The sequence below is a fragment of the Rhizobium sp. BK251 genome (genome assembly GCF_004345245.1).
Taxonomy (GTDB): domain Bacteria; phylum Pseudomonadota; class Alphaproteobacteria; order Rhizobiales; family Rhizobiaceae; genus Rhizobium.
In genome coordinates, this window is sequence record NZ_SLUQ01000011.1 from 56485 (window position 1) to 81276 (window position 24792).

Genomic DNA, 24792 nt, shown 5'->3' on the forward strand with positions numbered 1-24792 from the left:
TTACCCGATCAGGTGTTGAAGGAAAATGCGAGAGGCTTATCGAAGAGCCGCGCCCAGGCTTCTGTGCTGGCCTTCTGTATGTCGATGATCGACGTCCCGATGGTCCACCAGCCATTTCCGACCGCGATGATGGCATCGGGGTCGTGGAGCATCGACTGCATAACCGGCCAGACGAGGAGCTGCTCATAGCAGATTAGTGGCGCGACCGTCTGCGCGCCCACGACAACGACAGGATTGGCGAAGAGATGCGCCCTCGCACCACCGACCTGGCCAAGGAGCGGCCGCCACGGCTGCCACATCGAGCCTGGCACCGGCATGCGTTCGCGATAGATGACTTCGCCGCCGGTGCCGCTGACGCGAACCAGCACATTGTCGTAGCCGTCGTTGTCGATCACCGACGCGCCGGCGATAACGACCTGCTCGCTTGCAGCCAGTTGCTGCTGCCAGAACCGCTCTGTAGTCGGCGTCCAGAAGCCAATTGCGCTCTCCGGCAAAAGCACAATGGCTTCAGCCGGCTGCCAACGAACATTGGCAATGAGTTCCTGCTGGCGCTTAAGGCTGCTGTCTCGACCGAGAGAGGACCCTAATTGCAGGTCGACACCCCGAATCGACGCAGGTAACACCGGCTGTGTCCACTGCGCGGCAGACCAGAGCCAGAAGCCAACAAAAGCAATGGCAGCAACCGGCCGGAGGCGCGTCGTCATGACCGCAAGGCCGGTTGCGGTGGCCGCCAGACCGAGCCAGCCCCATCCGGGAAACAGAATACCAGCAGCCGTCAGCGGATGCGCCCAGCCGAGGATTCCAAACGGTGGAACGGCGATCAGCACGGCCGCGGCAACATAGAACAGCGGCCTCCACAGACCTGGACGCTTCGTCCACAGCGTCGCATGCACGAATACGAAGCCAGACGAGGCGGCAAGCCAGAGGAGCAGTCCCGGCAGGAGATCCGCCGCATAGTAGGTGGCGACACCCTGGGGCAGTCCGCGCGCCGCGGCGAGGAAGTAGACGGCTGAGCAAGCCGCGGCCTGCTTTCGGGTTCTCGCCAATGACCAGATCGCCGGAAAGAACGTCGCTGCAGGCAATAGGAAAACATGTCCGCTCCAGCCAAGCCGGCCAACCGCGAGAGAGCCGAGCAGCAGGAGTGCGATGCGGCCCTGATCACGGCGCAAAAGTCAGCACCTCTTCGGCACGGCCGAGAATGCCGGATGCGGGGATTGGCCCAAAATATCGAGAGTCGAAGGAGGCAACAAACGGCGAATGAACAAAGACCTCACCGGCGGGCACCGAGCTTCCGGCAAACGCGAAGAGCGTCCGACCCGAACCGTCTATTGTCCTGACATCGGAATGAGCGAGAGCACGACCGTCGATCGTCACGGACCGGTCGATGACGAGACGGGTGCCTTCAGTGGCGACAATGGTTTTGATCAGTGGTGCGTATCCGCCGGGGCAAAGGCCGGATCTGAGATAACCTCGGTCACGGGCATCCTTCATGGCTGCAGTCTGCGGCGGGCAGATGAACACGACATCGCCAACGGTCGCCGGCAGGTTGAGGGTGACGATGCGCCAAAGACCGAGCGGCTCGCTCGGGGTGAGATTGATGCGGTAGCCCAGCATACCGATGCCCGCAACGGAGAGCGGGAACGCGACAAGCGCCGCGCTCCACGTCCGTCGCTGACGGCGGTCCCTGAGATCGCCAATTTTGTTCGACGGACATGTCATTTGAGCGTCAGCCCTTGGGACTTAGACTGGCGCATGCTCTCTGCCTGCTTGAGCGTGATGGCGCTCCGCTCGTGGGCGGACAGTTGCTGCACGGTGCGCATCAAAGTCCAGGCCGATTGCACCTCGCTCCTTTGTGTCGTGCTCATACTCTCTGTGAGCCTGGGGAAGGCCTCCCCATCAGCGCTTTTTGCTGCTAGCGGGAGGAATGTTCGTTCGCCGAGGCGCTCGGCGACGGCTCTTGCAAAACCTTCGAGCTCCGCCTTCACCAATTTGTCGGAAAGCGCATATTCAGGACTGGACGGAAGATCGTTGCGATCGACAGCGCCGCGGACGCGCTCGAGCACCGTCTTGGCGCCCGAGGATAGTGCCGGAATTTCCGCGGCGACCTTTCGGCGGGCGGCAAGTTCCTTGGCCTGATTGCGCCGCTCTGCACCGCCGCGCTGGCGTAGATAGTCGCTCAGGCTGCTCGCCAATGCCGTGATATTGTTGAGAGCGCGCTTGCGATCAGCCTTGTTGGCGCGGCTGGCGAACATACCCATTTTGCCCTTGATGGCTCCAAACGCTTCAGGGTCGGCGGCGACCTTCGCGATCGTCGATCTCCCGACCTCGTCATTCGCCAGCATGGCGTCGACGTTGACGGCCCTGAAGGCGGCCTCGGGCTGGGCGTAGACCTTGCGGATCCGCGTCGATACCTCCTCCCATTGCGCCTTCAGCGCGGGATCGGCCGCGAGCTTGTCGCCGACAGTCTGGTCGATCGTTTTCGGGAATTTGGTGACACCCGATACCATCGATTTTGCCTCCTTTGCGATGTTGGAAACTGTCTGGTAAGCGCTGGTCTGAAGACCGAGTTTGGCACCGATAACCCTGAGCCGGCCGGCGAGATCGACGAGCTTCTGCTTCTGACTCACTGTCCATTCAAGCCGGTCTCGGACCAGTGTGCGCGCGACATTCATCAGGTGAAGGCCGCGTGCCTCGGCAGATCGCAGCGCCTGGCGATAGGGGCTGCCGCCGGCATAATCGAGCCCTTCGGATCGGCCGGGATCATCTGCAAAGGCGTTGGCTGCGCCAACTCGCATTTCTGTCAGTAGATTGGCACGTCGATCTGCTGACTTTCATGCTGTTCGGAATCGAGAGCACATGAAAGGACAAACGGCAAATGAAGAAGCCGTCTGCAAAAATCTGCGAAGAAATAGCCAGGCTGCAGGAACAGCTAAGGCAAGCTGAGACAAGGGAAGCCGAACGTATCGGCCGCATCGCTTTCAAGGCAGGACTGGGCGACATCGAGGTCGAGGAGGCAGATCTTGAGGCGGCGTTCGAAGATCTGGTCAAACGGTTTCGCGGAGGTGAAGCCGTCTCCACCGGAAGGAAAGGGGGAGGGGCCGGCCATTCGCGAACGTCGCCGGCCACAGCTGGCACGGCTGAGGGCAGCGGTAGCGAGGCTTGAGCGCATGCAACGGACCACGGCAACAAACGCCCGAAAAAAGGACGCGCACAAGAAATGCGCGCTCGGTGGCCTGATCGTGAAGGCAGGACTTCGCTTCGAGAAACGGGCATTGCTACTCGGCGCCCTTATCGAGCTCGGCCGCCGCCTGAAAGCGGATCCCGGTAAAAGAGAACGATTGATGACGATCGGGGCGGAGGCATTCGGCGATGACGGCGATTAGGATTGCGCTGGCGATCGTGCCGGTCGCACTGATGATCGTTGTCACCGTCGCCATGACGGGCATTGAGACGTGGCTTGCGGGCTTCGGAAGAACGCTGACGGCAAAGCTCATACTGGGAAGATCCGGCATCGCAGCTCCCTATCTCACCGCTGCGGTCGTCGGCATCCTCATTCTGTTTGCGTCTGCCGGGTCGGCGAGCATTCGAGCCGTGGGCTGGGGCGCAAGCATTGGTAGCGCCAGTGTCTCGCTGATCGCTCTTGCGAGGGAGGCGATACGACTTGCTGCACTTTCCGGACATGTGCCGGAAGGTCGCGCAGCGCTCTCCTACGCCGATCCCGCGATCATGATCGGCGCGGCTGCGACACTCGTCGCAGGGTGTTTTGCCTTGCGTGTCGCAATAGTCGGAAGCGCCGCCTTCGCCCGTGCAGCGCCGAAGCGGATCGGGGGCAAGCGTGCGCTGCATGGCGAGGCCGACTGGATGAAGCTCACGGAGGCTCAAAAACTCTTCCCCGACGCTGGTGGGATCGTCGTCGGCGAACGGTATCGCGTAGACCGCGACAGCGTTGCGGCGACCACGTTCCGTGCTGACAACAAAGAGACTTGGGGCGGTGGGGGTGGGTCTCCGCTCTTGTGCTTCGATGGTTCTTTCGGTTCCTCGCATGGCATCGTCTTTGCCGGATCGGGCGGTTTCAAGACGACGTCCGTTACGATCCCGACGGCGCTCAAATGGGGCGGTCCCCTCATTGTCCTAGATCCTTCAAACGAGGTTGCCCCCATGGTGTGGAAGCACCGGGAAGGCGCCGGACGTCGTGTCTGGATCCTCGACCCGCGCCAGCCATCGACCGGTTTCAATGCACTCGACTGGATCGGAAAATATGGCGGCACGAGGGAAGAAGACATTGCGTCGGTTGCATCCTGGATCATGAGCGAGAACGGTCGCGCAAGTGGTGTCCGCGACGACTTCTTCCGGGCCTCCGGTCTGCAGCTTCTGACGGCGATCATCGCCGACGTTTGCCTCTCTGGACATACGCCGAAGGAGCAACAGACGTTGCGCCAGGCGCGAGCCAACCTTTCCGAACCCGAGCCGAAACTGCGCCAGCGCTTGCAGGAAATCTACGACAATTCGGAATCGGACTTTGTGAAGGAGAACGTCGCCGCTTTCGTGAACATGACGCCAGAGACGTTTTCCGGAGTCTACGCGAACGCGATCAAGGAAACCCACTGGCTGAGCTACGCCAATTATGGCGCCTTGGTGTCGGGATCGAGTTTCACGACTGACGCGCTGGCCCAAGGTCAGACCGACGTCTTTATCAACATCGACTTGAAGACACTGGAGACCCATGCCGGTCTTGCACGCGTGATCATCGGATCGTTCCTCAACGCGATCTACAATCGCGACGGCGCGATGAAGGGCAGGGCACTCTTCCTTCTCGATGAGGTGGCAAGGCTCGGCTATATGCGGATCCTTGAGACGGCACGAGACGCCGGCCGCAAGTATGGCATCAGCCTGACGATGATCTATCAGTCGATTGGCCAGCTGCGCGAAACCTATGGTGGGCGCGACGCGTCGAGCAAATGGTTCGAGAGCGCCAGCTGGATCTCGTTCGCGGCGATCAACGATCCCGAAACCGCCGATTACATCTCGCGCTGTTGTGGTACGACGACGGTTGAGATCGATCAGGTCAGCCGCAGTTTCCAGGCCCGCGGATCCTCGCGCACGCGATCGAAGCAGTTGGCCTCACGACCGCTGATCCAGCCGCATGAGGTGCTGCGGATGCGTGCCGACGAGCAGATCGTATTCACGGCCGGCAACGCGCCGCTGAGGTGCGGCAGAGCAATCTGGTTCCGGCGCGCAGACATGAAATCCTGCGTCGGTGAGAACCAGTTCCAGAGTAACGGCAACGTCGCTGACGACACATTGCAAGGCGCCAATCAAAAAGACTGAATGGTTGGAGACCGCGATGCGATACTGGGAAGCTTGCGAGGCAAATGTCACCGCCGAAGAGGCGATTGAGGAATGCGCCCGTCACCATATCCGCGCCGTAGTGCGGAGTGCGGATCGCACACCCTGGTCGATGGCGAGACCGGTGACGTGATCGCGCATGCCGATCACCACGGGGAGTATTGTGGCGGCGATGTTCTCGGCTATATCGGATATTGACCAAGGGGAGGCCTCGGATCATTCGCGGGAGGATCGTCACCCGAATGGGCGAAGACGGCTTGCTTGCTTCTTTCGCCCCGCGAATAGAGCCTTACGCCGGAGGTAGACCGCCCAGTGCGAGCATCTACACCGTTCACCAATATGAATCGATGCCCCGCAACCGATTCAAAACTGTCGTTGGACGCTCGAGCTTCGACGCGCGATCCTGTCGTAATGATCACCCAACGCTACCACCTCTATATCGAGCGAACCGACCGCAAGAAGAACATAGCCCGCTTCTATGCGCTGTCCATCGAGCCAAACCTGTTCGGCGAAGCCTCATTGACGCGTCGGTGGGGAAGAATTGGAACGGCTGGGCAGATTTTGGTCCATCATTTCGAACGAGAGAAGGATGCTGTTGTTCTCTTCCTGGAACTGCTTCGACAAAAGCGGGGTCGCGGATACGGAACTGTCTTGCGAAACAAGCGAGTGAATGGCTAAGCCCATGGTCACGCAACGAAATCGAGGAATCAATACGCTCATCCCAGTCAGCGCAGGCCGCCAGCTCGGCCCGCAGTTCTTCGATCTGGATTTCGAGAGAATAGGTCATCTTCGTCTCCTTGACGTTTGTGAATAATGCCCGATGGGTCCGAGAAGGGGGCGGGGTCAGGGATCGCACCAGCGACCGGCAGGGCCGGGGAGTGGGGGAGCCGATTTGCGCAAGCTGCCCTCGGGCAGGTGGAGCAAACTGGGGGAACCGCTCATCCTTGAGGTTGGCATGGCCGTTCGGTACGATTGCGCATTCTGAGCAGCTTCCCCGCTCTCCGTATGGCACCAAAAAAGCCGGACCTGGCTCGATACCAGTTCCGGCCTTGGCCTCTCGGCAGAGAAGAAGGCCCCGCCGGTGGCGGAGCCTTCGTCAACCTTAGTCCCGGTTCGGGCGGGACCAGATGAGCTGCAGTTCCTTCTCGCCTTCGACCTCGGCGAGCGTTGCGTAGATCGGAGCCGGGAAGCTCGGATCGTCAAGCTTGACCGAGAGGTAGTCGCGGCCCTGCTCGGAGGTCTTCTGCCAGGCGGCGCCGAGTTCAACGCTGCCCGCGTAGACGCGGAATTGCGGGCCCTTGTCGGAGGGGTTCTCGACCCGGGCGATGCGCGCCTTGACGTTGAGGGCGAGAGTGCGAATGGAGCCGGTGAAGCCGTTTTCGGTAGAGGTGAAGGTGCCGATGGTAGCCATTGTCATATTCCTTTCGTTGTTCGGGCCGCGCCCATCGCGGCCTCGATGGCTGTCGAAAGACCGGTGACGATCGGACCGCACCTGATAAGGCCGCAATGAAATGGAGGGCGGCAAGGTGCAGATTTGTTGGTGGGAGAGAAGGAGCCCGCAGGGGTCCGGGGCAAGAAATCTGCATCTTGCCGTTGCGGGAAGACGATCGAGGCGCAGCCGGTCTCCGGTCAGACATGTCTCATCGAGCCCGCAGATGGGTGCCGGAAACTCTGACGTGACGTGATATGGCAATGGTGTTCCGCCGCACTTGCCTTGGGCGCGAATGGCATCGTGCGCCATGCCCTCCTTGGACCGTCGTCATCTCTAGCTTCAATCAGGGACACGAGCTTCTGCAACATTGTCCGGCTTGCCCACGACGCCTCTACGATATCGTTGCGCGCACGAATCGCGGCCTGGAGGATCAATGCGTGAGCAGACCAAGCCGTTCATCGTCGAACGCAAACCGTCAGCGCTCTCGATCCGCTCGACCGGATCCCGCACCATGATCGGCGAGGCATAATTGCTGTCGGGCAAACTCTCGATCTGCTCAATGTTGAACGCCGAATACGCCCTGAGGAACGGGATCTCCCGATCGACATCATTGCTGCTTCCGTCGACCATCGATTTCGTGAAACGGCTGGCGAAGACGACCGTCGAGCCCGTTTCGCCCTTCCGTACGGATCCGCCCAGTTCGAGCGCCTGCTTGAATGTCATCCACATCGACGACGCGAAGCCTTGCGATACCTGCTCCGACCACAGGAGCAGCACATTCATTCCCGAATAGGGGAGACCGTTGTGACGCACCGGCCGGGTGATGTGGCCGTCAGTGTTGGCGGCGCTCCATGGTTTCATCCATGGGCGCACGCCCTGTTCGAGATCCTCGGCGATCCGATCGGTGATCCGCGTATAGGTGTCGGTACGGTCCGATTCCGCTTTCTTGGTCATGACATTCTTCTCCTTTTCCAGGAACGCGCCTATCGCGGTCCGTCACGGAGGTCCGAAGTCAGGCGCCGATGGTGTGACCATGCACCGGAACGGCCGCAACAACGTGGAGGACGGCGAAGCCGTTGCATGGTCGCCCGGCTCCTGCAGGACCGCCGAGCGGGACGGGCCGCGATGGGCGCGTCTCCAGTTCTCGTATTCGACATGAGAAAAGGGCCGGCGCGTGCGGGCGCCAGCCTTAGAACAAGGGAAAAGGGCGGGGTGCTACCCCGCTGACGGTGTCATCCGAACGCTGCCATCTGAGCCTCGGCCGCTTTGCGGTCGAGATCGCTGGTCTAGATCGTCCGGTCTCTGCCGCAAGAGCTTTTCCGATGGAGCTGCAATCCGATGCGCGAGGCCGACTGACCAGAGTTTATACTTAAACTTTGGACAGCTGATCGAGCGACGGGCAAGATGGGGCAGGGCCCTGTATGACGCCGTCCATGACCGGAAGTGACTGGTCGTTGTTGCGCAGGAAGATCGCAAAGCGGCTGACCCGCTCGACGAGCGACGTCACATTGGCCTTTCCGAACTTCTTGCGGAACTGGATGAGATCACATTCCCAGTGCCCAAACTGCCTGCGCTCGGCGACGGTATCCGGGCGGATGTCGCCACAGCTTGATCGCTTGGCCGTCGGCCGAATAGGCGAACTTGTAGATCGTCTCGTGGCTCACCGAGATCGGATGCTGCTCCAGGCGCATGCGCCCGGCGATCTGCTGTGGTGACCAGCCGTGTCGGATCCTCTCGATCACCGATTGCCGGACATGCGAGAAGCGTGCGAGCTTGCGCAGCTTCAAGCGGCGATCGCAAGCCATCTCATGCGCCGTCATACAATAATAGCCGCTGAGATCTGGAATTTGCATGTCCACGAACGTGTTGCGCCGAACCTCGCGGAAGATCGTCGATCGATGTCGTCCGAGCTTTTCCGCGATAGCCTGAATACTGAGGCCAGCCGACCTCCAGCGCAATCTTGCGGCGTTCATCCAATCCAATCTGAGAGTAGGTGCGTTTCATTGCATCGTCCTTGCAATTGATAACCCATTGGGATCATTAGCAAGTCGCACTTCATTCTTGAACCCACCCGGCTACAAAGCTAAGTCGCATAAGCATAATTATGGAACAAGATTGCGGTTTCTAGGTTGTTGCTTTTCGTGCCAAATCGCAGGCTACTTAGCTGAAGCTTCTCGGTAAGGTGCCGTTATGCCCGTTCCGTTGTTTTGTGCATTTTGCAAAGAAAAACTAGCCTTTCGCTGCCATGCTCCGATTTGATAATCGGGCAGACGTCAGCACTTTGCCATCATCGTTCTTTTCATCGTGCGACAAATCGACCGCCGACATGCTTGCGCCGCGGTCATCAAGATCCATCGTCCCGGCGGCAAGTGGCCACCTAAGACTTCTCGGCACCTTCATGCCCAACCCTGACAGGGTGATACGCCGATGGCTTTAGGCTGCCACCGCTGATCCACCACGCTCAATCTTCAGGCTAATGCCTTCGGTGGCCTGCGTCCCCCCAATTCGCGTCGCCGGTCGGCCTGCCCCGGCGCTTAACCACTTCCGTCGGGGCTTCGTATGTCTCAACGGTCCTGGAACATACGGGCCGGCTTTGAGTTTTCGGATCTGCGGCCGGTCCATGAGGACATTTCCGGCGGCCGCTAAGGCCCCGGTGCTATTCTGGGCTTTGGTGCCGGGGCCACTCTTTGCGCGATAGCCTACCGCTTCAATAGTGCTCTCCCGTGAGCCAACGCGGCATTGACACCTTTTCGAAAGTACAGTGTCGAGACTCCAAAAGCGCCCCGTTGCCGGCGGAGCGAAACGATGCAGAGGTCATAGAGTGCATCTTCGTTGTGAAGTCCTCGCGCGTCCATGCGAAGAATAAACCGAGCAAGCTCGCATTGGGTTTCAGGGTGGTTCGGTAGAGCGACTGAGGCGCGATCATAGACCGATTGAAGGATCTTGGCGTGAGCCGGCCGCAATTCGCCCAGCCCGCATTCTTTCCATGGAAAAGGCATTTTCTCCTCCCCAGTTAGGTATTTCCTTCTCCCTTGACCCTGCCATCTACAGGTTTAATTGATCATGCGCGTTGCGCGTTTCAGTTACAAGTCGTCGCCAAGGCTTCCCGTCCCCCAACTAAGATTCAATCCTGCTCGGATTGGGACAATGGTCGATCATTGACGACGTACTAGATCGATGCGTTTCCAAGCTCCCTGTTGCCGACGTAGACTAGCCAGCGCCGATTACTGGGAGGACGGTAATTCGACTGAAACACTTGGGGGAGTGTCGTCATGCGTGACTTTCGCATTGCATCTGCAGTCGCTGCCTTCGCTTTGATTGCAGCTAATGCTGAGCCAACGCTCGCCGAGGACAGCAGCGAGGATCTGGCGAAAAAGCTGGCAAACCCAATCGCGTCACTGATCAGCGTTCCATTTCAATTCAACTGGGACCAGGGCTACGGTCCCAGCGATGGCAACAAAGGATACGTCAATATCCAGCCGGTCATTCCGTTCCATCTGAACGAGGACTGGAACCTCATCTCGAGGACGATCTTACCCGTTGCTTACCAGCACGACATCGCGGGACCATCGGGCGATCAGTTCGGCCTGGGTGACACAACACAGAGTTTCTTCCTCTCACCTGACAAGCCAGGTCCGGGCGGTCTCATCTGGGGATTGGGTCCGGCCCTTCTCTTGCCGACTGCCACCGACGAAGAACTTGGCAGCGGAAAGTGGGGAGCCGGCCCGACCGGCGTGGTGTTGAAGCAGGACGGTCCGTGGACTGTCGGTGCTCTGGCGAACCACATCTGGTCGTTTGCCGGGCAGGGCGACCGCGCCGACGTCAGTTCCACTTTCCTTCAGCCCTTCCTCTCCTACACCACGCATGATGCCTGGACCTTTACGCTCAACACCGAGAGCACCTACGATTGGGAAGCTAGCGAATGGTCGGTGCCGATCAATTTCGAGATATCCAAGCTTGTGCGTATCGATAAGCAAGCGAGCTTCGGTGTGGGTGGACGCTACTGGGCAGCTAGCCCTGACAGTGGTCCAGACGGTTTTGGCGTGCGCGCCTTCGCAACGCTGCTGTTTCCGTAGTCATTCCTCAACGGACTGTGGATGGAGAAAGCCTCTCGCAAGCCCTCAATTCTGTAACAAAGTGGCGAACGCGATTTCGCCATCGGTAACGTAGTGGTTCACCTGCCCGGCCTCTAAACGGGAACCAGATTGGTGCAACGTGACATCCCCGATCACCCGTTTGGCTCGAAGCTCATTGATAATGTGGTCGCGCTCGGCATTCGTGTCTGCATCGGTAGCATGGGTAATTTGGAACGTTAGCCAAGTTAGCGAAAATCCGGTATCTCTGGTGCCCGCCCCAACCCATAGCACGGGCTGATCGGTCGACGGTTCGTCCGTATTCAACCAGAAGCTCGCCGAACTCAAATCGTCTTGCGAGTGGACCAGGCTCAGAGCCCAGAAACGGATGTGATGGCGCTTGCGTGGGCTGTTGTCGATGGGCTCCTGGAAACCTATGTCCTGCCCTCGACCAAAGAGATAGAGCGTGCTGAAAGGAGCGGTCGGATAGGCAGAATTCAACAGAAACGCTCGCATCATGCGCCATGAGCTTGCCACTCCCAAGCGATCAGCAGTGGACCAGCCCGCGGTCGCAAACGCATTGCGGAGTTGTTCAAGTGTGCCGATGAGGACGAGATTTACAGGATCGCCGGGCAGACCATCGCTGGTGATAGTGTAGCTGGGGATAAGTCTGCGGTGAAGAATCTTCACGCCCATTCGGACCACGTTCGGCAGAATGACATAGGCGGCCAAGCCGTATGTGAAACTCACCGCCAGGATCCAGGGAATTCTACGATCCGCGGTATCGAACACGACGAAGACTATAAACCACACACAAAGTATGCCGAGACAAAAGACGAGAAACCTCTGAAATAGGCGCGTCAGCGTTCGCAAAATACTTTCTCCATCTATCGCCGGATGTTCGCACCGCCCGTTGAACCTTTATCTAAGCCGATCTGGAGCCGGTTTGAAGCGCCAATCGAGGGCTGGCGGCTGGGGATAAAGTGTTGAGCACGCACTTAAGCCAACTGCGTGGTGCTGCGACGGCTTGAAACCAAGGACACGGCTCCTATCGAACAGCGTATCGTTCCATTCGACATCCTGACGCCGGGGAGCTTATCGACGTGATGGGGACGTCGCAGTAATGAATCTCGACGCGAATCCTGGCGACGTCCGCATGGCCGCATTCGGGAACAGCAATCCGATGGACGAGCTCCTCCGGCTCATGCCAGCTGCTAGTACTGTTCAAACGGAGCAAATATCGGATTTCTGAGCCGGAAATGCTAGAAAGTTGGAACTTTGAGCCAGATTGGTGTACACCACGCAAAATCAATCTACTCGCAGAGCTTGGTCGAGAGCGTTCATTAGCACGCCGGTGATGGAATGGTTGTATCCGGCGACCAAAAAATAGGATTGCCGGCTGACTAAACGATACGTAGCGTACACTTACTGGGTGCGCGATCGTGAGGCGGGTAGCGAATGCGCCACATCGCCGCTACAGGTCGACGGGTCGTTCCGGAGCTTCACGCTCCGGGAGCAACCGTTCTGGACGTTGCTTCTGGAATTCTGTGAGGCTCAGCCCGTGTGCTCTCGAAGGCGCTCGGCCGACTGGTTGGACGACCCGCTCGCGCAACTCTCCTCCGCAAGCCTGCCTCGATCCCTGCTTATTTGACCCACAGTCTGACTGCCGGAACAATCCCCTCCTCCATCCGTTCGCTGACGAGACGAACTCGGAGGAGAATCCTATGACCAATCTCTACAACGATGGCATTCCCGGCCTTTCGGGTGGTCGCGCCAAAAGTACGCTGACTGCTTTCTTCGACAGCCGCAGCGACGCCCAGAGGGCCATCGAAAAGCTGAAGGACGCTGGGGTTCTCGACGTCTGGTTGATGCCCGGCTTCGAAGCCGACCGTGAACAGCCAGCCTCATCCGAAAGGCAAGGCTTCTGGCCGAAACTCGAAGACTGGCTTTTCCCGGACGACGACCGCACGGTCTATGCCGAAGGTCTGCGCCGTGGGGGTTTCCCGGTCTCAGTCGGCGTCGAACACGCGACCTACGATACTGCTCACGCGATCCTCGACGGCGAAGGCGCCATCGATATGGACGAGCGTGCCGACCTCTGGCGGACGGACGGCTGGACCGCCGACCGCGACAAGCTGGCGACCGCGGCACGAGACGACGTCTTCAAGGCGGACGCGTCCGCGGGAGTTGCGACCGGTGTCGGCCGATATTCGAGAAGCGCGGAGATGGCGTCTCCTCGGGTTCGCGCATACGAACTGACGGAGGAACTCCCGGACGATGTCGTCGACGACGTCCTTCCGACGGGTCATCAGCGCGACGTTTCCGAAGGCGACCGCCCGGTGGACGACCGGATGCGGCAGAGCCAGTCGATCGACGACCTCCGCCAAAGGCAGAGCCTGCCCGGCAGCCGGTGAGTCCGATCAGCCTCTATAACCCTGGATGGCAAGTCAGCCTTCCGGGGTTATTCGTGTTCGAGATTCATGGCAGGAGCGGCGGGCCTCGCTCTGCCCCGGCTTTCCCTCTCATGAACTTCGGCCGAGTTGGGACCGCGCTGTCCACCTCGCCAGTTCGCGGGGAAGCGCTCGTAGATCAGGACGATGCCAACTCTAACCGCGACTTGCTGACCACCGCTGCGACATCGCGTCGAGATCTCCGTCCCTGCTGTGTCATTCATCTAAATGTCATTGGAGGCGGTCACGAAGCCGATCGTAGAGGTCGCGGAGGTCCTCCATCGTGCTCTCGTAGCGCGATCGTCGCGGCGAGGAGCGGAGGTTGGCGACGATAAGCACAAACGCACCGGCTACTGCTGCAGCGGCCAATAAGCTCGAAGCTGGGTAGAGTTTAACTGTGGCTTCGGTCTGTCGAACCGCCGCACGAGTGCCGCCCTTCACAGCCTGTGTCGCGACCGCCACCTGTTTCTGAAGGGTTTCCAATTGCTTGCGCAGGGCGCCAATCTCTTCCTCGGCGTCGAGAATTTCGGGGGTCTTTGCCATTATCGTTCTCCTTCATTAGAGTTTCGGTCGCATCTCCCGCGCGATTTCGAAGCCAAGTTTTCGATAGGTTCTCTCCTGCTTCGGAAAGATGCCGCACTACACTGGTGCGGCCGGCCTCCCTCAGTTGTTCCACGGCCATCTCGACCAACTTCCGGGAGACGCGCTGCCTTCGATAAGCCGGCTGCACGTAGACCCTCCATATGTCGCCGTTAAGGACATGCGGCGCTTTCATCACGGCGGGATACGGCATAGTGTGGTGGTGGCGGCCAAACCCTCTGGAGCTTCGCGATCGAAGGCGATGAAAGAAGCCGGCTCGCGCATGTGATCTCAAACGCGTTGTCTTCCAGATATTCCGGGTCGCCCTCGCCGACATGATTCCGATGCAGTTTCTCCTGGACAAGTAAAACTCCATCTGTGTCGATAGGAAACGCACAAAAGTGCGAAAAGATGCATGCTAACCTCTGCGGACCGTCGTGGACTGCGGGGAGCCCTTGCGAACACTCGCCGCACTTCGGAAAAGCCGACACCGTAGACCCCGTTGTGTGGGACGATCGAGCTGTTCGAAGGCGCCGAGTAGCCAATCGCAACTCTTGTGAATCCTTGCCTCCGCTATTTAGCGGAAGTCATCTCCTGCCTCACGACGGGGGCCGAAATCAGGCACCGGTTCCCCGACCTAAAAGGGGTGAGTGTCTCGGCCAAAAGGGCAACCACGGCAGCATCGGAACGCAGCCTTACCGGCTTCGCAATACCTCCTGCGGTGGAACCGTCGGGGCGTCGCGTGCACGGCTTATTCGTGGTGCTAGTTAGCAGCCACAGTCGGTCGACAGATATTGCGCCACAGGGTAGTTGAGCATCCCTCGGTGCGGCAAGTCCACATCGCATTGGCCGACTCCGAGTAAAAAACGTTATAACGGATCGCTACGCTTCAATGGCTCGGCGCTGCCAAGCAAATACGTGGGTGGCGGCGCCCACATGCTATCGTGCCCTGGTCCACGCAAATCGCCGGAACAGCCGAACCCGCCACATTTTGTGCTTGAGTTCGAAACCAGCTTTCTCAATTCCCCGGCGTGAAGCGGTATTCGTCGTGCGGCAAAAAATGACGACGCGCTGATGTTCGAGCAGAGCGAGAGCAGCGAGTTGCTGGATCGTCGCTGTGTAAATGCCTTGGTCACGAAAGTCCGGGCGGGTCCAGCAATCGAAGATTACCGCAACTTGGCCCATTGAGAGACTACATTGCTCGCCCAACTCGGCTTCGGCCTTGATTTCATTGCGGACGCCGAGCCAAGCGACATGCGCAAGCTCGCGCTGAACAACAGAAAGGAAAAGCCGGTCGCCGCGCTTAAGCCGGTTCCGGGCACGGCGCAGCCGATCGACGCCGAAATCCTGCTGCCACCGGGCCGCAATATCTGCCAGATCAGACAGGGTCCCCAGATGAAGCACCACATTGCCGACCGGTGCGCTTGCATCCACAGGCGCAGCCAGTCGGTCGAGTGTGTAGATCAACACGGTATCTCGCGCCAAGATCAATTGGCGGCAGTGCCGCGTTAATGTGATCAGCCCGCTCGGAAGGCCCTTTCGCCGGATAAGACTATGCATCCGTCGCGCAGCCACGGCGATCGCCCGGAAAAAGCAGTCCAGTTTCGGCCAAGCCTCCAGTCGGTCCTTTGCTGCGAGTGTTACTCGATGTGCCGTGGCGCGCGCGAGTGAACGCTGCAGCACGAACCCCGACGTATGACGCACCGCATTGGTGAAACGCGACTTGTACCATTCGCCACCGTTCGCAAAGTCCAATTCCCTCAGTTCGGATCGCCGAACATGATCGATAAGGTGAAGAAGAAGAACAATTCCAGGAGAATCATCCCAGAAGTCGGGATCGAAAGTCGGCTTGTAGAAGGTGAATTTTCCTCGAAACTCGAAACCGAGATGATAAGCGATCGGCCGTGTGTCGAGACTGAGCACAGAAAACTTCAATACATCGGTGTCGATCTCGTCCACAAGCGTTTCAAAGAAGCTGCGGCGACCCGGATTCAGGAACTGGCTTTCCACGCCTGCCAGAGCCCACCGTTGAATATGCTGCTTGAAAAAGAATGGCAGATGCTGGCGCACTTCCTCACGGTCGTCGAGGTGTCGGAAGCTGAGGGCTCCTTTGCGCCGCAGGCGGTTGATCACCTGCCGGTTTCGACTGTTGTCGAGGATGGCTTGCAGTTGTGTCTCTCGGTCGTTCACAAGGAGAAGGGTAGGACAGTCGGCGGTCGCAGCCCGTACCACATGAGCCTGCCAGTTCGGCGATAGGCGCTCCAGCCCGTGTTGGAGATTGGAGTCGCTTGGGACACCCTCGAGGAGGCATCGATCCCAAGGCAGCGGGGAGATGAAGAGTGCTGCAATCGCGGCGGAAAGCACATTGGGTGCGGCCTCCGAGGCTGACAGGAGGTCATTGTAATCGCATTCAGGCGAAGCAATGAACCTCAGGGTCGTGCCTTCTGCGACCAGAGGTAGAAGGCCGACCAAGCGGTCTCCTCCAAATATTGCCACAGCATGGAGCTGACGATTTTCGGCGTAGGCACGCCAACCGGCTCGAGCAAAGGGGAAGCTCATGAACACGTCCGGTCGGTGGCCGCTGAGGCGCAGTCGCTCCCAGTCGTGCGCTAAGGTGGACAGGCGACCGAAATCCGACACAATCTCGGTGCGAAGCTCCGCGTCGCCTGCTGTCATTTCTGCGACGGTCAGAGAGGTGGTCCTGGGCAAGCTGGCGGGTTCCGTAGGCAATCTTGCCGCTCGTTTTACGATACTCATAGCTGGCCGGACCTCCCTACCATGCGTTGCGGCACACTGAGAAGACGTCCGTGGCCAGTCGGCATTGCCTTCCTCATTCGACGCCAGCGGAAGCGTTTGAGGTCAATCACTTCAAAATCGCCAGCGCGGCTGTAAGTGTGCATGCCACTATAGCCACGGCTCGGCGCTTTCCTGGCAATCACGGCTTCCCTAAAGACGTCAGTCGTGAGCTCGGTAATCTCGCACCAGACGAGAGCACTGCCGTAGCTTCGCGTGCAGTCCTGGGCTGGGCGAAACAGGCGACCGCCGGATAGCACGAGCGGACCTGCGGGGCGAGACGAAAGAGGGTCGATCTTGACAGGGTTCATCCCGTGTGGATGCCACGGTCCCTCTAGATTGTCAGCGTAGAAGATCGACAGCGTATCGTAAGACGAACTGCCGAACTCGGTCACGCTTGCGAACATCCACCAGCGCCGTCGGCCCTCATCATAGTACAGAGTGGCATCCGAAGCTTCAATGTCGCTCATCAGGACCGATGCGAGCCGCCAGTCGTGAGGATAGTTTTTCGCGACGTAAAGCTCGATCGTTCGATTGTTGCTCGTCTCCGGCAGCATGAAGACAGATCCGCGATAAGACAGAATGAACGGATAGGATAAGTGGTAGGGGCGCGATAGAACCTCACACGGTTCATCGTGCTGGCCATCGTTGGCGATAGAAACATGACTAATGCGCGCGATGCCGGTTCGGTAATCGTAGTCCTCAAAGAACAGCGAGGTCTTGCCGCTATGTTCGAACAGGATTGGATCAGCATAGAATCGATCCGGATACGGCTCGATCACGGTAAACGTTTCGCGATCCAGATTCAGTGCGGGCGGTTCGCTGGCGGGCATTGCCTTTCGGTAACCGATGCACCAATCTTCAGTCCGCGCGAGAGATCCGACAAGCCGTCCGGTCACCTTCGGCAGCCACCTTCTCACGACGTCCCGGGCCGGATTCCGCTTGACCCCTCGATCCAACTCTGCCGAGAGCGAAGAGATTGGCTCAGGAAGCTTTTTGCCGGTTATCAGGTTGTCTACCGCGCCGCATAACAGGGTAATCGTCCGGGCAAGAACCGTGGCCAAAACTCTCAGGAAGACATCCGGATCCGGCAGAGCGAGTTCAACTCCATAGAGAACGCGGCGTTCCCCGCCTGTAACTGCCACGATTCCGAGATGCGGGGGTTGGCAGGCCAGTAAGGGCGCGAGCAAACCCCTCATGCAGGGGGAACCATGAAAGACGGGCAGCACCGCAGGCACATTCTGAAGAAGGGGGAGATCGCCACTCGCTCCCTCGGTGAGGTCAATCACGAGGAGGTCCGCACCCGAGAGAGACGCGGTCGTTGGGAACTTGTCCGTCGGGATCCAGGCCGTGTGGCCACAGGAGGGTTCCCCAAAGACACGAAGCTCAAGCTTCTCCGAAGGAAACAGGTTCACTTCATTGTCACTCCCCTCCAAACGGACAATATCGACCCGTTGTGAGAAGCGGGCACGGAGGGCTTCAGCAAGGATCATGATCCAAGCACGAGTCTGGACATTTTGAACCAAGATGATCACTCGCGAAGGCTGCATTGCTGTCACTTTGCGATTTCGGCAAGGGGTCTAGAGCGGGAGTCGTCCTCCAAAGCACGCTTTGGCTCAGACACGGGCTCCTTCGCTGTCAGGTAGAGCCATTCCTGAATGCCTGAGCGTCTCTCGTCCATGCCGGCGACCACTGCCTGAGGGGCAAGCCGCGGCAAGTACGGTAGGAAACCGCCTGGGAAGTCGGACACGACGCGCGCGCGCGCTCGATAGCGCTGGATGTGATGGGTGGGAGAAAAGCGGGCGATCAACGCCTCTGTGCAACCGGGGACAACGATATCGTGACTTTCGACGAGGATGTCGATCCGCCTCAAGCCCCGAACGGCCTCAGGATCGAGTACCTCGAATTCGCCACCCTCAATATCGATGAACACGAGAACATCACCCTGCGCGCCCTCGAGCTCCTGCCCGAAATTGCCAAGATCGCAGCGCCCGCGGATATCGATCTGGGCACGAACACCATTGACATCCGCACTGCGAGCCAGCAGTGCGTGAATTCGTGTATTCTCCTCGAATGCGATGACGCGCGCATGAGGTAGGCGCCGCGCGAAGCCAACAGCGTAATATCCGTCGGCAGCGCCGACGTTCAAAATCGTGCTGTAACAGCGGGCTGCGATCTGCTCGATCACCGGCCTGATTTCGAGTTCATGCGAGCCGAGGATGAATCCGAGATAGTAGTGTGGAGTAAAACGCGAGCGATGAAGCGTCATACCAGCGAAGGGCCCTGCGATGATCCGTCCACGGCTCGCCCGTCGGACAAGGGAGCCAACGGCGGTCTGTCGTGGCCGTGCGATCCATCGCAGCACGGATCGAATGCCGACAGGCAGTCGTCGGACCGTCGCGTTGGCGATCTGGGGTGATAGCGATTCACTGAGCATTGTTGCTCCCTTCGTAAAAGGGACAATAGCCGTCCGTTGATTTGGCCGGGAGATTTACATGCGAAAACGAACAAGCCACGCGCGCGAGAACCCCGGCGAGAAAAAGATCGAGACGCCCTGACGTGTAACGAAAGGCAGCCACACCGGCCCGCCGGCCGGCTTCGATATCGGAGAGCTTGTTACCCACCATGATCGATCGGAGAACGTCAGCGTTACAGTCGCGCAGCGCCCTAAGCAGCATCCCCGGATTGGGCTTGCGCTCCGGATGATCCGCACATCGGTATCGCGCAGTCAGGCTCTCTGGATGATAGGGACAATAGTAGAAGCAATCGATGCGTGCGCCGACTAACACCGCATCGCGCGCGATCTGATCATGAAGGCTGTCGACATCTGCTTCCGTGTAATATCCGCGGGCAACGCCGGACTGGTTGGTGACGACGCAGATATGCCAGTTGGCTTGAGTAAAGGCGGTCAGTGTTTCCAGGGCGCCGGGGATCCAACGGAAATCGTCATAGCGCCCGACATAGCCTGTGTCCGCATTCAGCACGCCGTCGCGATCCAGCAGCAGGGCCGGCCTTTGCTCGGCAGCCACGTCGATTTTCGGAACCACATTTGCGAGGTTCGACAGATCAAGCGGTGATCCTGTGGGCATGGCTCACTGGGCCTCCTATCGCGTATACGGCCTCAAGCACAATTTCGGGTGTCAGCGCTCGCATGATCTCCGCGGCACGCGGGTGCTCTTCAATTCCATAGGAAATGTAGCCGGCATCCGGATGTGGTGAATCGAGTCCCACCGCGCGGGTCGAGCGCGCGCCCCATCGCCACGAACGGGTTGGGCCATGCAAGCCGAAAACCATCGCGTCGACGGCACTCGCAAGATGCAGTATGCTCGTGTCTACGCTGACGACCGCACAAGCGCGGCGCAGAAGGTCGCCCAGCTCGGCGAATGGAATCTTGCCGCAGAGCGATATTGTCGTTTCGCCCGACACTCCAAGCCTCGAGCGCAATTGGTCAATGACAATCTGATCGTTTGCAACGCCCGTAAACGCGGGAACGTAGCCGGCCTCGATCAGGCTGCGGCAGAATACGACCCAATAGTCCAAAGGCCATGCCTTGTCGGCGGCCCGACTTCCGCCCGCAGATAGATGACATATCACCAATCGGTCGAGCGGCAGATAGCCCGCAACCTGACAATTCTCAATGGAAATATCCATACGGTAGTCCTCATGGCCGCTGAACAGTCTTGCCATAGCGGCAACGTTATCCAGCTCGTGCCGATCGCCGCGATGATCGACTGCAATGTCGAAGAGGCGGCCGCGCGCGGCGTCTTGCGGTGCGAAGCCGACGCAGCACGGCGCAGAGAGGCGGGCCAGAATCGCCGTCAGATTTGGCCAGGGCGTCAGGTCGACGACCAGATCGAGCCGCGCGCCACGCAGCAGCCGAAGAGCGGGGCCGGGCCGCGAAAAACGGCAGAAGACGGCCTCTGGCCTGGACGCAATCATTTGAACCGCGGCCGCGTTGTTGGGCCCGTGGAAGACGAGAACCTTGGCGTCGGTATAGTGTTCAGCGATTGCCCTCACCACCCCCGAACCTATCAGAGTGTCGCCAATTGCGTTCGGTTGAATGATGCCTATGCGTTGCGGCGAAACCGGAAGGCATCGATGGCGGTTCACGAGGCTGAGCGACTGTGCCGCCAGCCTTAGCAGCGAACGATCCAGCCAGCGCATCAATTCGATAGAGCGCGCCATCGTCAATGGACCACTTCGCTCAAGTGCGGCATTCGCGCCCTCGTTATGAGATTCGTCGTGGACTGATCGGCCTCCAAATCGACCAGCACAACACGCCCACCATACTTGCGCACGAACGCGCCGCCCACGACGTCGTCGAGCGTGTAGTCGGCCCCTTTGAAGAGCACGTCGGGTCGCAATACCTGGATGAACTCCATCGGCGTGTCGTCGTCGAACAGCATGACCAGGTCCACTGAGTCGAAAGCTGCGATCACGACGGCACGCGCGCCCTCCAGTTGCACGGGCCGATCTGGCCCCTTCAAGCGACGGACCGAGGCATCCGTGTTCAAGGCGACGATGAGGCGGTCGCACTGCGCCTTGGCGGTCTTCAGAAGCTTGACGTGTCCCGGATGCAGGATGTCGAAGCAGCCATTGGTGAAACCGACCGTAAGTCCCTCGCGCCGCCAAGTCTCGCGGCGAGCATAGGCAAGCGATAGCGTTCCGAGCTTTTCGCCCCTTCTGGCCGGCTCCGCCTCGACGAGGAGTGCCCCGGCAAGCTCCTCCGGCGACACGGTGGCAGTACCGCTCTTGGCGACGGCAACCGAGGCCGCGACGTTTGCGACCGCCATCGCCTTCGGGAGGGACTCCCCGGACGCAAGCGCTAGCGACAATGCAGCTACGACGGTATCGCCGGCGCCAGAGACGTCTCGGACAAGTTGTGTGCGCGCCGGTTCGTGGACCGGCCGGGCGCCCGGGCGGAAGAGTGACATTCCTTGCTCGGACCGCGTGAGGACAATCGGTCCACCGAACTGCCGAAGCGCGATTTTTATACCAGCGGCAATACCCTGCGGACTATCGGCTTCGATGCCGCTTGCAAGCGCTAACTCCTTGCGGTTGGGCGTAAGCACTGTGCAGCCGCGGTAGTACGAAAAGTCGGGTTGCTTCGGATCTACGACAAGTGGAATCCCGCGCCGCGTGGCGACTTCGGCCAGTGCCCGCACGACTCCGGGCGTGATCACGCCCTTCGCATAGTCGGAGATAACCATGGCAGCGCAGTCTCGGGAGGCTTCGCCGATGGCAGTGATGATCCCCTCTTCGGCTTGCCGACTGATGCTGAAGCTATCGCGATCAGCGCGCAAGAGGTGCCGATCCTGGGCGAGAAAGCGCGTCTTCTGGATCGTGCGGAAGCCTGGCTCGCAGCAAAGCCTTGTCTCAATGCGCGTGTTTCTGCCTGAGTTCAGGTTCTGCAGAATGATGCCCGCCGGATCGTTACCGACCAGGCCCAGCAGCACGGCGACGCCACCGAGAGAGGCGATGTTGGCGGCGGCATTGCCCGCCCCGCCCATCGTCCAGTCCTCGTCCACGACCTGGAGGACAAGAGCAGGTGCCTCGGGGGAAACCCGGCTCACCGTTCCGCGGACATAGTGGTCGAGCATGACGTCACCGACGACGAGGATGCGACAGCCATGAAAATTGTCCACAATCATTACACAACTCCATGGCTCGTGCTTTCGCCTCCCCAAAATCGCTCCAGGCGCATGAGCTCGGCGGTTGCCAGAAAAATGTGATAGAGGGTACTTGCAGGAATGGCCGACACACAGGGTTGGCCGTCGGCATCGAGATGATCGATCCAGCAGCCTCGCGGCGCAATGCCAAGATATCGGTTGAGGAGCACCCGCAGCACTGTCGCCACGCAATCTTGGTCGAAGGCCCCGTCGCACTCCGCACGGGCCAGCAGTGCCTTGAGGCGTTCGGTCTGCGGCCACGAACGGTGGCGGGCGGAGCGAATGCTGCCGTCGCTCATGAGTTCGTCGTGGATGAAACCTGTTTCGCTTTGAACGCCGTAGCGCTGGGCGAAGGCGAACAACCGGTCCGCAGCATCTCGGGCATTGAAACCCGTCAGCGGCTCCGCATTGCGTAGAAGCCAGTACCACTCGAAGTGATGGCCGGGCTCAACGACATGTCCTCCCTCCCTCTCCGCGAGCCGGTTCCAGTTGACATCGTAATATTCGGCAATCGTTCCTGTCTCTGGATCGAACAGCCGCGTGCTGAAGAGCCGGCAGATCGCCTCGAGGCGACGAGCAACGTCGGCCGTTGGGTGGACGGTCTGTAGGGCAAGCAAGGCCTCAAACAGGTGCATGTGAGGGTTCTGCAAGAGACGCCCGTCATCGCGGGCGCGGCATCTCCACCCTTCCCCATCCGCGCGGCCGAAATGATCATCGATGCTTTGAAGCGTACGATCTATCCATCGCAATAGATCGCGGTCTCCAGTAGCCCTTACCCACCAGGCACAAGCGAGAATGACGAAAGCCTGGTCGTAAAGATCGAGGTCGCGATCGACGATGCCGCCGCTTTCGCCCATGGCCACCACCCAACCGCCATCCTCACGCCAGCCGTTGGCAATCAGGAAGTCCAAGCCGTTTTTGGCTGCCCGCAACCCCGGCTCATAACCGAGTGTATAGGCATGGCTGAAGACGTAGATCTGACGGGCATGGACACGCGTGCGCTTGAAGCCAACACTCCTCGGCCGACCGGCTAGATCGAGGGCCTCGACGAAACCGAGGTTTCCGTCGACGCCCGTCGTGCTCCAGAACGGCAACGCGTCGAGAAAGATCCAGTCCCGCATTTTCGAGCAAAGCACGTGCACAGGCGATGGAGTACTTGTCGCGATGTTCATGGGACGCGTCCAATCAAGTTGATAAGCTGCGATATGCCCTGCCAGGCCTCGCGCATCACTTGCGTTCGATCTTCCTCTGCAATGCCGGCGGCGGCGGCTTGGCATGCGAGGTCGGCGGCGGCAGTTGGCGACACTTCCGCCACGTCGCAAAGGAACTCCTCGCAACCGACCGAGGACATGAAGGATCGCAATTTCCGATCCCAGGCGAGACCGATGGCCGGCACCCCGTAGGAATAGGCTGCAATCACTGCATGCATCCGGTAGGCGACGAGTACATCGAGGCTGGAAATGATCGCACAAAGCTCGGTAGGCGTGCGCTGCACCGGGAAGCAAACGGCTTTGCCGCCCGCGGTCAACAGCCTCGGGCGGAGCCTGGCCAGATAAACAACGTCCTCCGGACTGCCATTGGTGAAGATCGCGACTCGGAACCCCTTGCGGACGAGCTCTCTTACGAGCTCCGCGTACCAGGTTTCCAGATGCTGTGTATCAGGAGCGTTGCTTGCATGATATCGGATGGCGATGTGGCTCATGATGCCGACGCCGGCGACGGGCGGCCTTGCGTCGTGGATTCGCGAAGGCGCAATGAACTGCGAGACGAGCAATGCCGGATCGCGCACGACAGATGCTTGGAAGCCGCTCACCTGGCCAAGCTGTGCGTCCCAAAGCAGCTTCGAATCATGATCGCGCACGAATACGCCGCGCAGCAGGCGGCTGGCGAAGGTCTTTTCAAGCATGGAAACGCCGCGCCGCGTCCAATGGCTGGTGACTCCCGACGCATAGACCACGAAGGGCAGCGAGAGCCGCGCCGCCTCCTCGACAGCCAAGCTCAGCTTTGTAGGGAAATTTAGGTCTATGTCCGAAATGAGATTCCCCCCACCGATCACGACCGCGGTCGCGCCGCGAAGGCAACTTGAATAGTGTGGACGCCACTTTCGGCGTGCCTGCATGGCCAAAGGCAGACGAACGAATTGCTGCCGCAATCCGTTCGGCAACATGTCGAGCATGGACATTATCTGCGTCCGCCCTGGCAGGGTATCGCCATAGGCCTGCCGGGCTGCAAGGTCGATGGACCAGGTGTCGGGGCTCGCTCCGAGCATTATCAGCGCCTTTTCGAGGCACTCCGACAGCAGGCCATCGCCGAGGTTGGGGCTGTACTTTACATTGAAGAGACGAATCCGAGGAAGCTCAAGTGCCAGTCCCTCGCCTTCGGCGTCACTCGACATGGCGGGATCGTCGCGCATTTTGGGACGGATGAGCGACGGTTCTGTGGTGCTTGCT

Annotated in this window: 20 protein-coding genes and 3 pseudogenes; 7 read left to right on the forward strand and 16 right to left on the reverse strand. The window is 59.7% G+C overall.

The features are described 5' to 3' along the window. Window positions 1-8 precede the first annotated feature (8 nt). The 3 genes and pseudogenes from EV286_RS26155 to EV286_RS26165 all read right to left on the reverse strand — a co-directional run. Window positions 9-1169, reverse strand: a complete 1161-nt coding sequence (locus tag EV286_RS26155) for a conjugal transfer protein TraB (RefSeq protein ID WP_132960107.1) — start codon at window positions 1167-1169, stop codon at window positions 9-11. Further along, a complete protein-coding gene (traF, locus tag EV286_RS26160; RefSeq protein WP_245500841.1) occupies window positions 1159-1614 on the reverse strand; it encodes a conjugative transfer signal peptidase TraF in 456 nt (151 codons plus the stop codon). Before traF ends, EV286_RS26155 begins: the two co-directional genes overlap by 11 nt. 101 nt (window positions 1615-1715) lie before the next feature. Next, window positions 1716-2741 (reverse strand): annotated as a pseudogene (locus EV286_RS26165) (BID domain-containing protein); the annotation flags it as partial. 134 nt (window positions 2742-2875) lie between these two features. Between EV286_RS26165 and traC the strand changes: the two are divergent. The 5 genes from traC (at window position 2876) to EV286_RS26190 (ending at window position 6024) form a co-directional block, all read left to right on the forward strand. After that, window positions 2876-3163: a conjugal transfer protein TraC gene (traC, locus tag EV286_RS26170; protein ID WP_132960110.1), complete on the forward strand. Its 288-nt coding sequence runs from the start codon at window positions 2876-2878 to the stop codon at window positions 3161-3163. 4 nt (window positions 3164-3167) lie between these two features. Next, window positions 3168-3383 (forward strand): conjugal transfer protein TraD, encoded by a 216-nt coding sequence (traD, locus tag EV286_RS26175; RefSeq protein WP_132960111.1) that lies wholly within the window; start codon window positions 3168-3170, stop codon window positions 3381-3383. Then, window positions 3370-5328 (forward strand): Ti-type conjugative transfer system protein TraG, encoded by a 1959-nt coding sequence (gene traG, locus EV286_RS26180; RefSeq protein WP_132960112.1) that lies wholly within the window; start codon window positions 3370-3372, stop codon window positions 5326-5328. Before traD ends, traG begins: the two co-directional genes overlap by 14 nt. A 72-nt stretch (window positions 5329-5400) precedes the next feature. Beyond that, complete coding sequence (locus tag EV286_RS26185) at window positions 5401-5544, forward strand: hypothetical protein (RefSeq protein WP_245500835.1); 144 nt, start codon at window positions 5401-5403, stop codon at window positions 5542-5544. A 213-nt stretch (window positions 5545-5757) separates the two neighbouring features. Beyond that, the gene (locus EV286_RS26190; protein WP_132960113.1) at window positions 5758-6024 is read left to right on the forward strand and encodes a WGR domain-containing protein; all 267 of its coding nucleotides are present in this window, start codon (window positions 5758-5760) and stop codon (window positions 6022-6024) included. A gap of 424 nt (window positions 6025-6448) precedes the next feature. Here EV286_RS26190 and EV286_RS26195 read toward each other — a convergent pair whose 3' ends face one another. The 3 genes and pseudogenes from EV286_RS26195 to EV286_RS26205 form a co-directional block, all read right to left on the reverse strand. Next, window positions 6449-6757 carry a DUF736 domain-containing protein gene (locus tag EV286_RS26195; RefSeq protein WP_111797372.1) on the reverse strand — a complete coding sequence of 103 codons (309 nt, stop codon included), beginning with the start codon at window positions 6755-6757 and terminating at the stop codon, window positions 6449-6451. Between the two features lie 495 nt (window positions 6758-7252). Next, window positions 7253-7732, reverse strand: a pseudogene (locus EV286_RS26200) (ArdC-like ssDNA-binding domain-containing protein); the annotation flags it as partial. A gap of 429 nt (window positions 7733-8161) precedes the next feature. After that, window positions 8162-8782 (reverse strand): annotated as a pseudogene (locus EV286_RS26205) (helix-turn-helix domain-containing protein); the annotation flags it as partial. A 1268-nt stretch (window positions 8783-10050) separates the two neighbouring features. Between EV286_RS26205 and EV286_RS26210 the strand changes: the two are divergent. After that, on the forward strand, window positions 10051-10854 hold the full coding sequence (locus EV286_RS26210) for a transporter (RefSeq protein WP_132960114.1): 804 nt from the start codon (window positions 10051-10053) through the stop codon (window positions 10852-10854). Between the two features lie 45 nt (window positions 10855-10899). Here the strand turns inward: EV286_RS26210 and EV286_RS26215 are convergent, their stop codons facing one another. Continuing rightward, on the reverse strand, window positions 10900-11724 hold the full coding sequence (locus tag EV286_RS26215; RefSeq protein WP_132960115.1) for an LssY C-terminal domain-containing protein: 825 nt from the start codon (window positions 11722-11724) through the stop codon (window positions 10900-10902). Between the two features lie 851 nt (window positions 11725-12575). Here EV286_RS26215 and EV286_RS26220 point away from each other — a divergent pair. Next, window positions 12576-13265, forward strand: a complete 690-nt coding sequence (locus EV286_RS26220) for a hypothetical protein (RefSeq protein WP_132960116.1) — start codon at window positions 12576-12578, stop codon at window positions 13263-13265. Between the two features lie 267 nt (window positions 13266-13532). Here EV286_RS26220 and EV286_RS32545 read toward each other — a convergent pair whose 3' ends face one another. The 9 genes from EV286_RS32545 to EV286_RS26265 all read right to left on the reverse strand — a co-directional run bounded on the left by EV286_RS32545 (window position 13533) and on the right by EV286_RS26265 (window position 24737). Continuing rightward, window positions 13533-13844: a hypothetical protein gene (locus EV286_RS32545; protein ID WP_245500836.1), complete on the reverse strand. Its 312-nt coding sequence runs from the start codon at window positions 13842-13844 to the stop codon at window positions 13533-13535. Between the two features lie 975 nt (window positions 13845-14819). Continuing rightward, a complete protein-coding gene (locus tag EV286_RS26230) occupies window positions 14820-16637 on the reverse strand; it encodes a GNAT family N-acetyltransferase (RefSeq protein WP_132960118.1) in 1818 nt (605 codons plus the stop codon). After that, window positions 16634-18232, reverse strand: a complete 1599-nt coding sequence (locus EV286_RS26235; RefSeq protein WP_132960119.1) for a hypothetical protein — start codon at window positions 18230-18232, stop codon at window positions 16634-16636. Before EV286_RS26235 ends, EV286_RS26230 begins: the two co-directional genes overlap by 4 nt. After that, entirely contained in the window at window positions 18229-19110 is an 882-nt protein-coding gene (locus tag EV286_RS26240) for a hypothetical protein (protein WP_132960120.1), read from the reverse strand. Before EV286_RS26240 ends, EV286_RS26235 begins: the two co-directional genes overlap by 4 nt. Further along, window positions 19100-19702, reverse strand: a complete 603-nt coding sequence (locus tag EV286_RS26245; protein ID WP_207909926.1) for an HAD family hydrolase — start codon at window positions 19700-19702, stop codon at window positions 19100-19102. The genes EV286_RS26240 and EV286_RS26245 overlap by 11 nt, the downstream gene beginning before the upstream one ends. Before the next feature lie 37 nt (window positions 19703-19739). Beyond that, window positions 19740-20858, reverse strand: coding sequence for a glycosyltransferase family 9 protein (locus tag EV286_RS26250; protein WP_132960122.1), 1119 nt, complete (start codon window positions 20856-20858; stop codon window positions 19740-19742). Window positions 20859-20860: 2 nt separating this feature from the next. Beyond that, entirely contained in the window at window positions 20861-22324 is a 1464-nt protein-coding gene (gene rfaE2 / locus EV286_RS26255; protein WP_132960123.1) for a D-glycero-beta-D-manno-heptose 1-phosphate adenylyltransferase, read from the reverse strand. Continuing rightward, complete coding sequence (locus EV286_RS26260; RefSeq protein WP_165932942.1) at window positions 22324-23514, reverse strand: AGE family epimerase/isomerase; 1191 nt, start codon at window positions 23512-23514, stop codon at window positions 22324-22326. The genes rfaE2 and EV286_RS26260 overlap by 1 nt, the downstream gene beginning before the upstream one ends. After that, window positions 23511-24737 (reverse strand): polysaccharide pyruvyl transferase family protein, encoded by a 1227-nt coding sequence (locus tag EV286_RS26265; protein WP_165932943.1) that lies wholly within the window; start codon window positions 24735-24737, stop codon window positions 23511-23513. Before EV286_RS26265 ends, EV286_RS26260 begins: the two co-directional genes overlap by 4 nt. Between the last annotated feature and the right edge of the window lie 55 nt (window positions 24738-24792).

Coding starts and splice junctions, on each gene's coding strand:
- traF (WP_245500841.1), bottom strand. CDS start 1,614: ATGCTGGGCTACCGCATCAATCTCACCCCGAGCGAGCCGCTCGGTCTT.
- traC (WP_132960110.1), top strand. CDS start 2,876: ATGAAGAAGCCGTCTGCAAAAATCTGCGAAGAAATAGCCAGGCTGCAG.
- traD (WP_132960111.1), top strand. CDS start 3,168: ATGCAACGGACCACGGCAACAAACGCCCGAAAAAAGGACGCGCACAAG.
- traG (WP_132960112.1), top strand. CDS start 3,370: ATGACGGCGATTAGGATTGCGCTGGCGATCGTGCCGGTCGCACTGATG.
- EV286_RS26185 (WP_245500835.1), top strand. CDS start 5,401: ATGCGCCCGTCACCATATCCGCGCCGTAGTGCGGAGTGCGGATCGCAC.
- EV286_RS26190 (WP_132960113.1), top strand. CDS start 5,758: ATGATCACCCAACGCTACCACCTCTATATCGAGCGAACCGACCGCAAG.
- EV286_RS26195 (WP_111797372.1), bottom strand. CDS start 6,757: ATGGCTACCATCGGCACCTTCACCTCTACCGAAAACGGCTTCACCGGC.
- EV286_RS26210 (WP_132960114.1), top strand. CDS start 10,051: ATGCGTGACTTTCGCATTGCATCTGCAGTCGCTGCCTTCGCTTTGATT.
- EV286_RS26220 (WP_132960116.1), top strand. CDS start 12,576: ATGACCAATCTCTACAACGATGGCATTCCCGGCCTTTCGGGTGGTCGC.
- EV286_RS32545 (WP_245500836.1), bottom strand. CDS start 13,844: ATGGCAAAGACCCCCGAAATTCTCGACGCCGAGGAAGAGATTGGCGCC.
- EV286_RS26230 (WP_132960118.1), bottom strand. CDS start 16,637: ATGAGTATCGTAAAACGAGCGGCAAGATTGCCTACGGAACCCGCCAGC.
- EV286_RS26240 (WP_132960120.1), bottom strand. CDS start 19,110: ATGCTCAGTGAATCGCTATCACCCCAGATCGCCAACGCGACGGTCCGA.
- EV286_RS26250 (WP_132960122.1), bottom strand. CDS start 20,858: ATGGCGCGCTCTATCGAATTGATGCGCTGGCTGGATCGTTCGCTGCTA.
- rfaE2 (WP_132960123.1), bottom strand. CDS start 22,324: ATGATTGTGGACAATTTTCATGGCTGTCGCATCCTCGTCGTCGGTGAC.
- EV286_RS26260 (WP_165932942.1), bottom strand. CDS start 23,514: ATGAACATCGCGACAAGTACTCCATCGCCTGTGCACGTGCTTTGCTCG.
- EV286_RS26265 (WP_165932943.1), bottom strand. CDS start 24,737: ATGTCGAGTGACGCCGAAGGCGAGGGACTGGCACTTGAGCTTCCTCGG.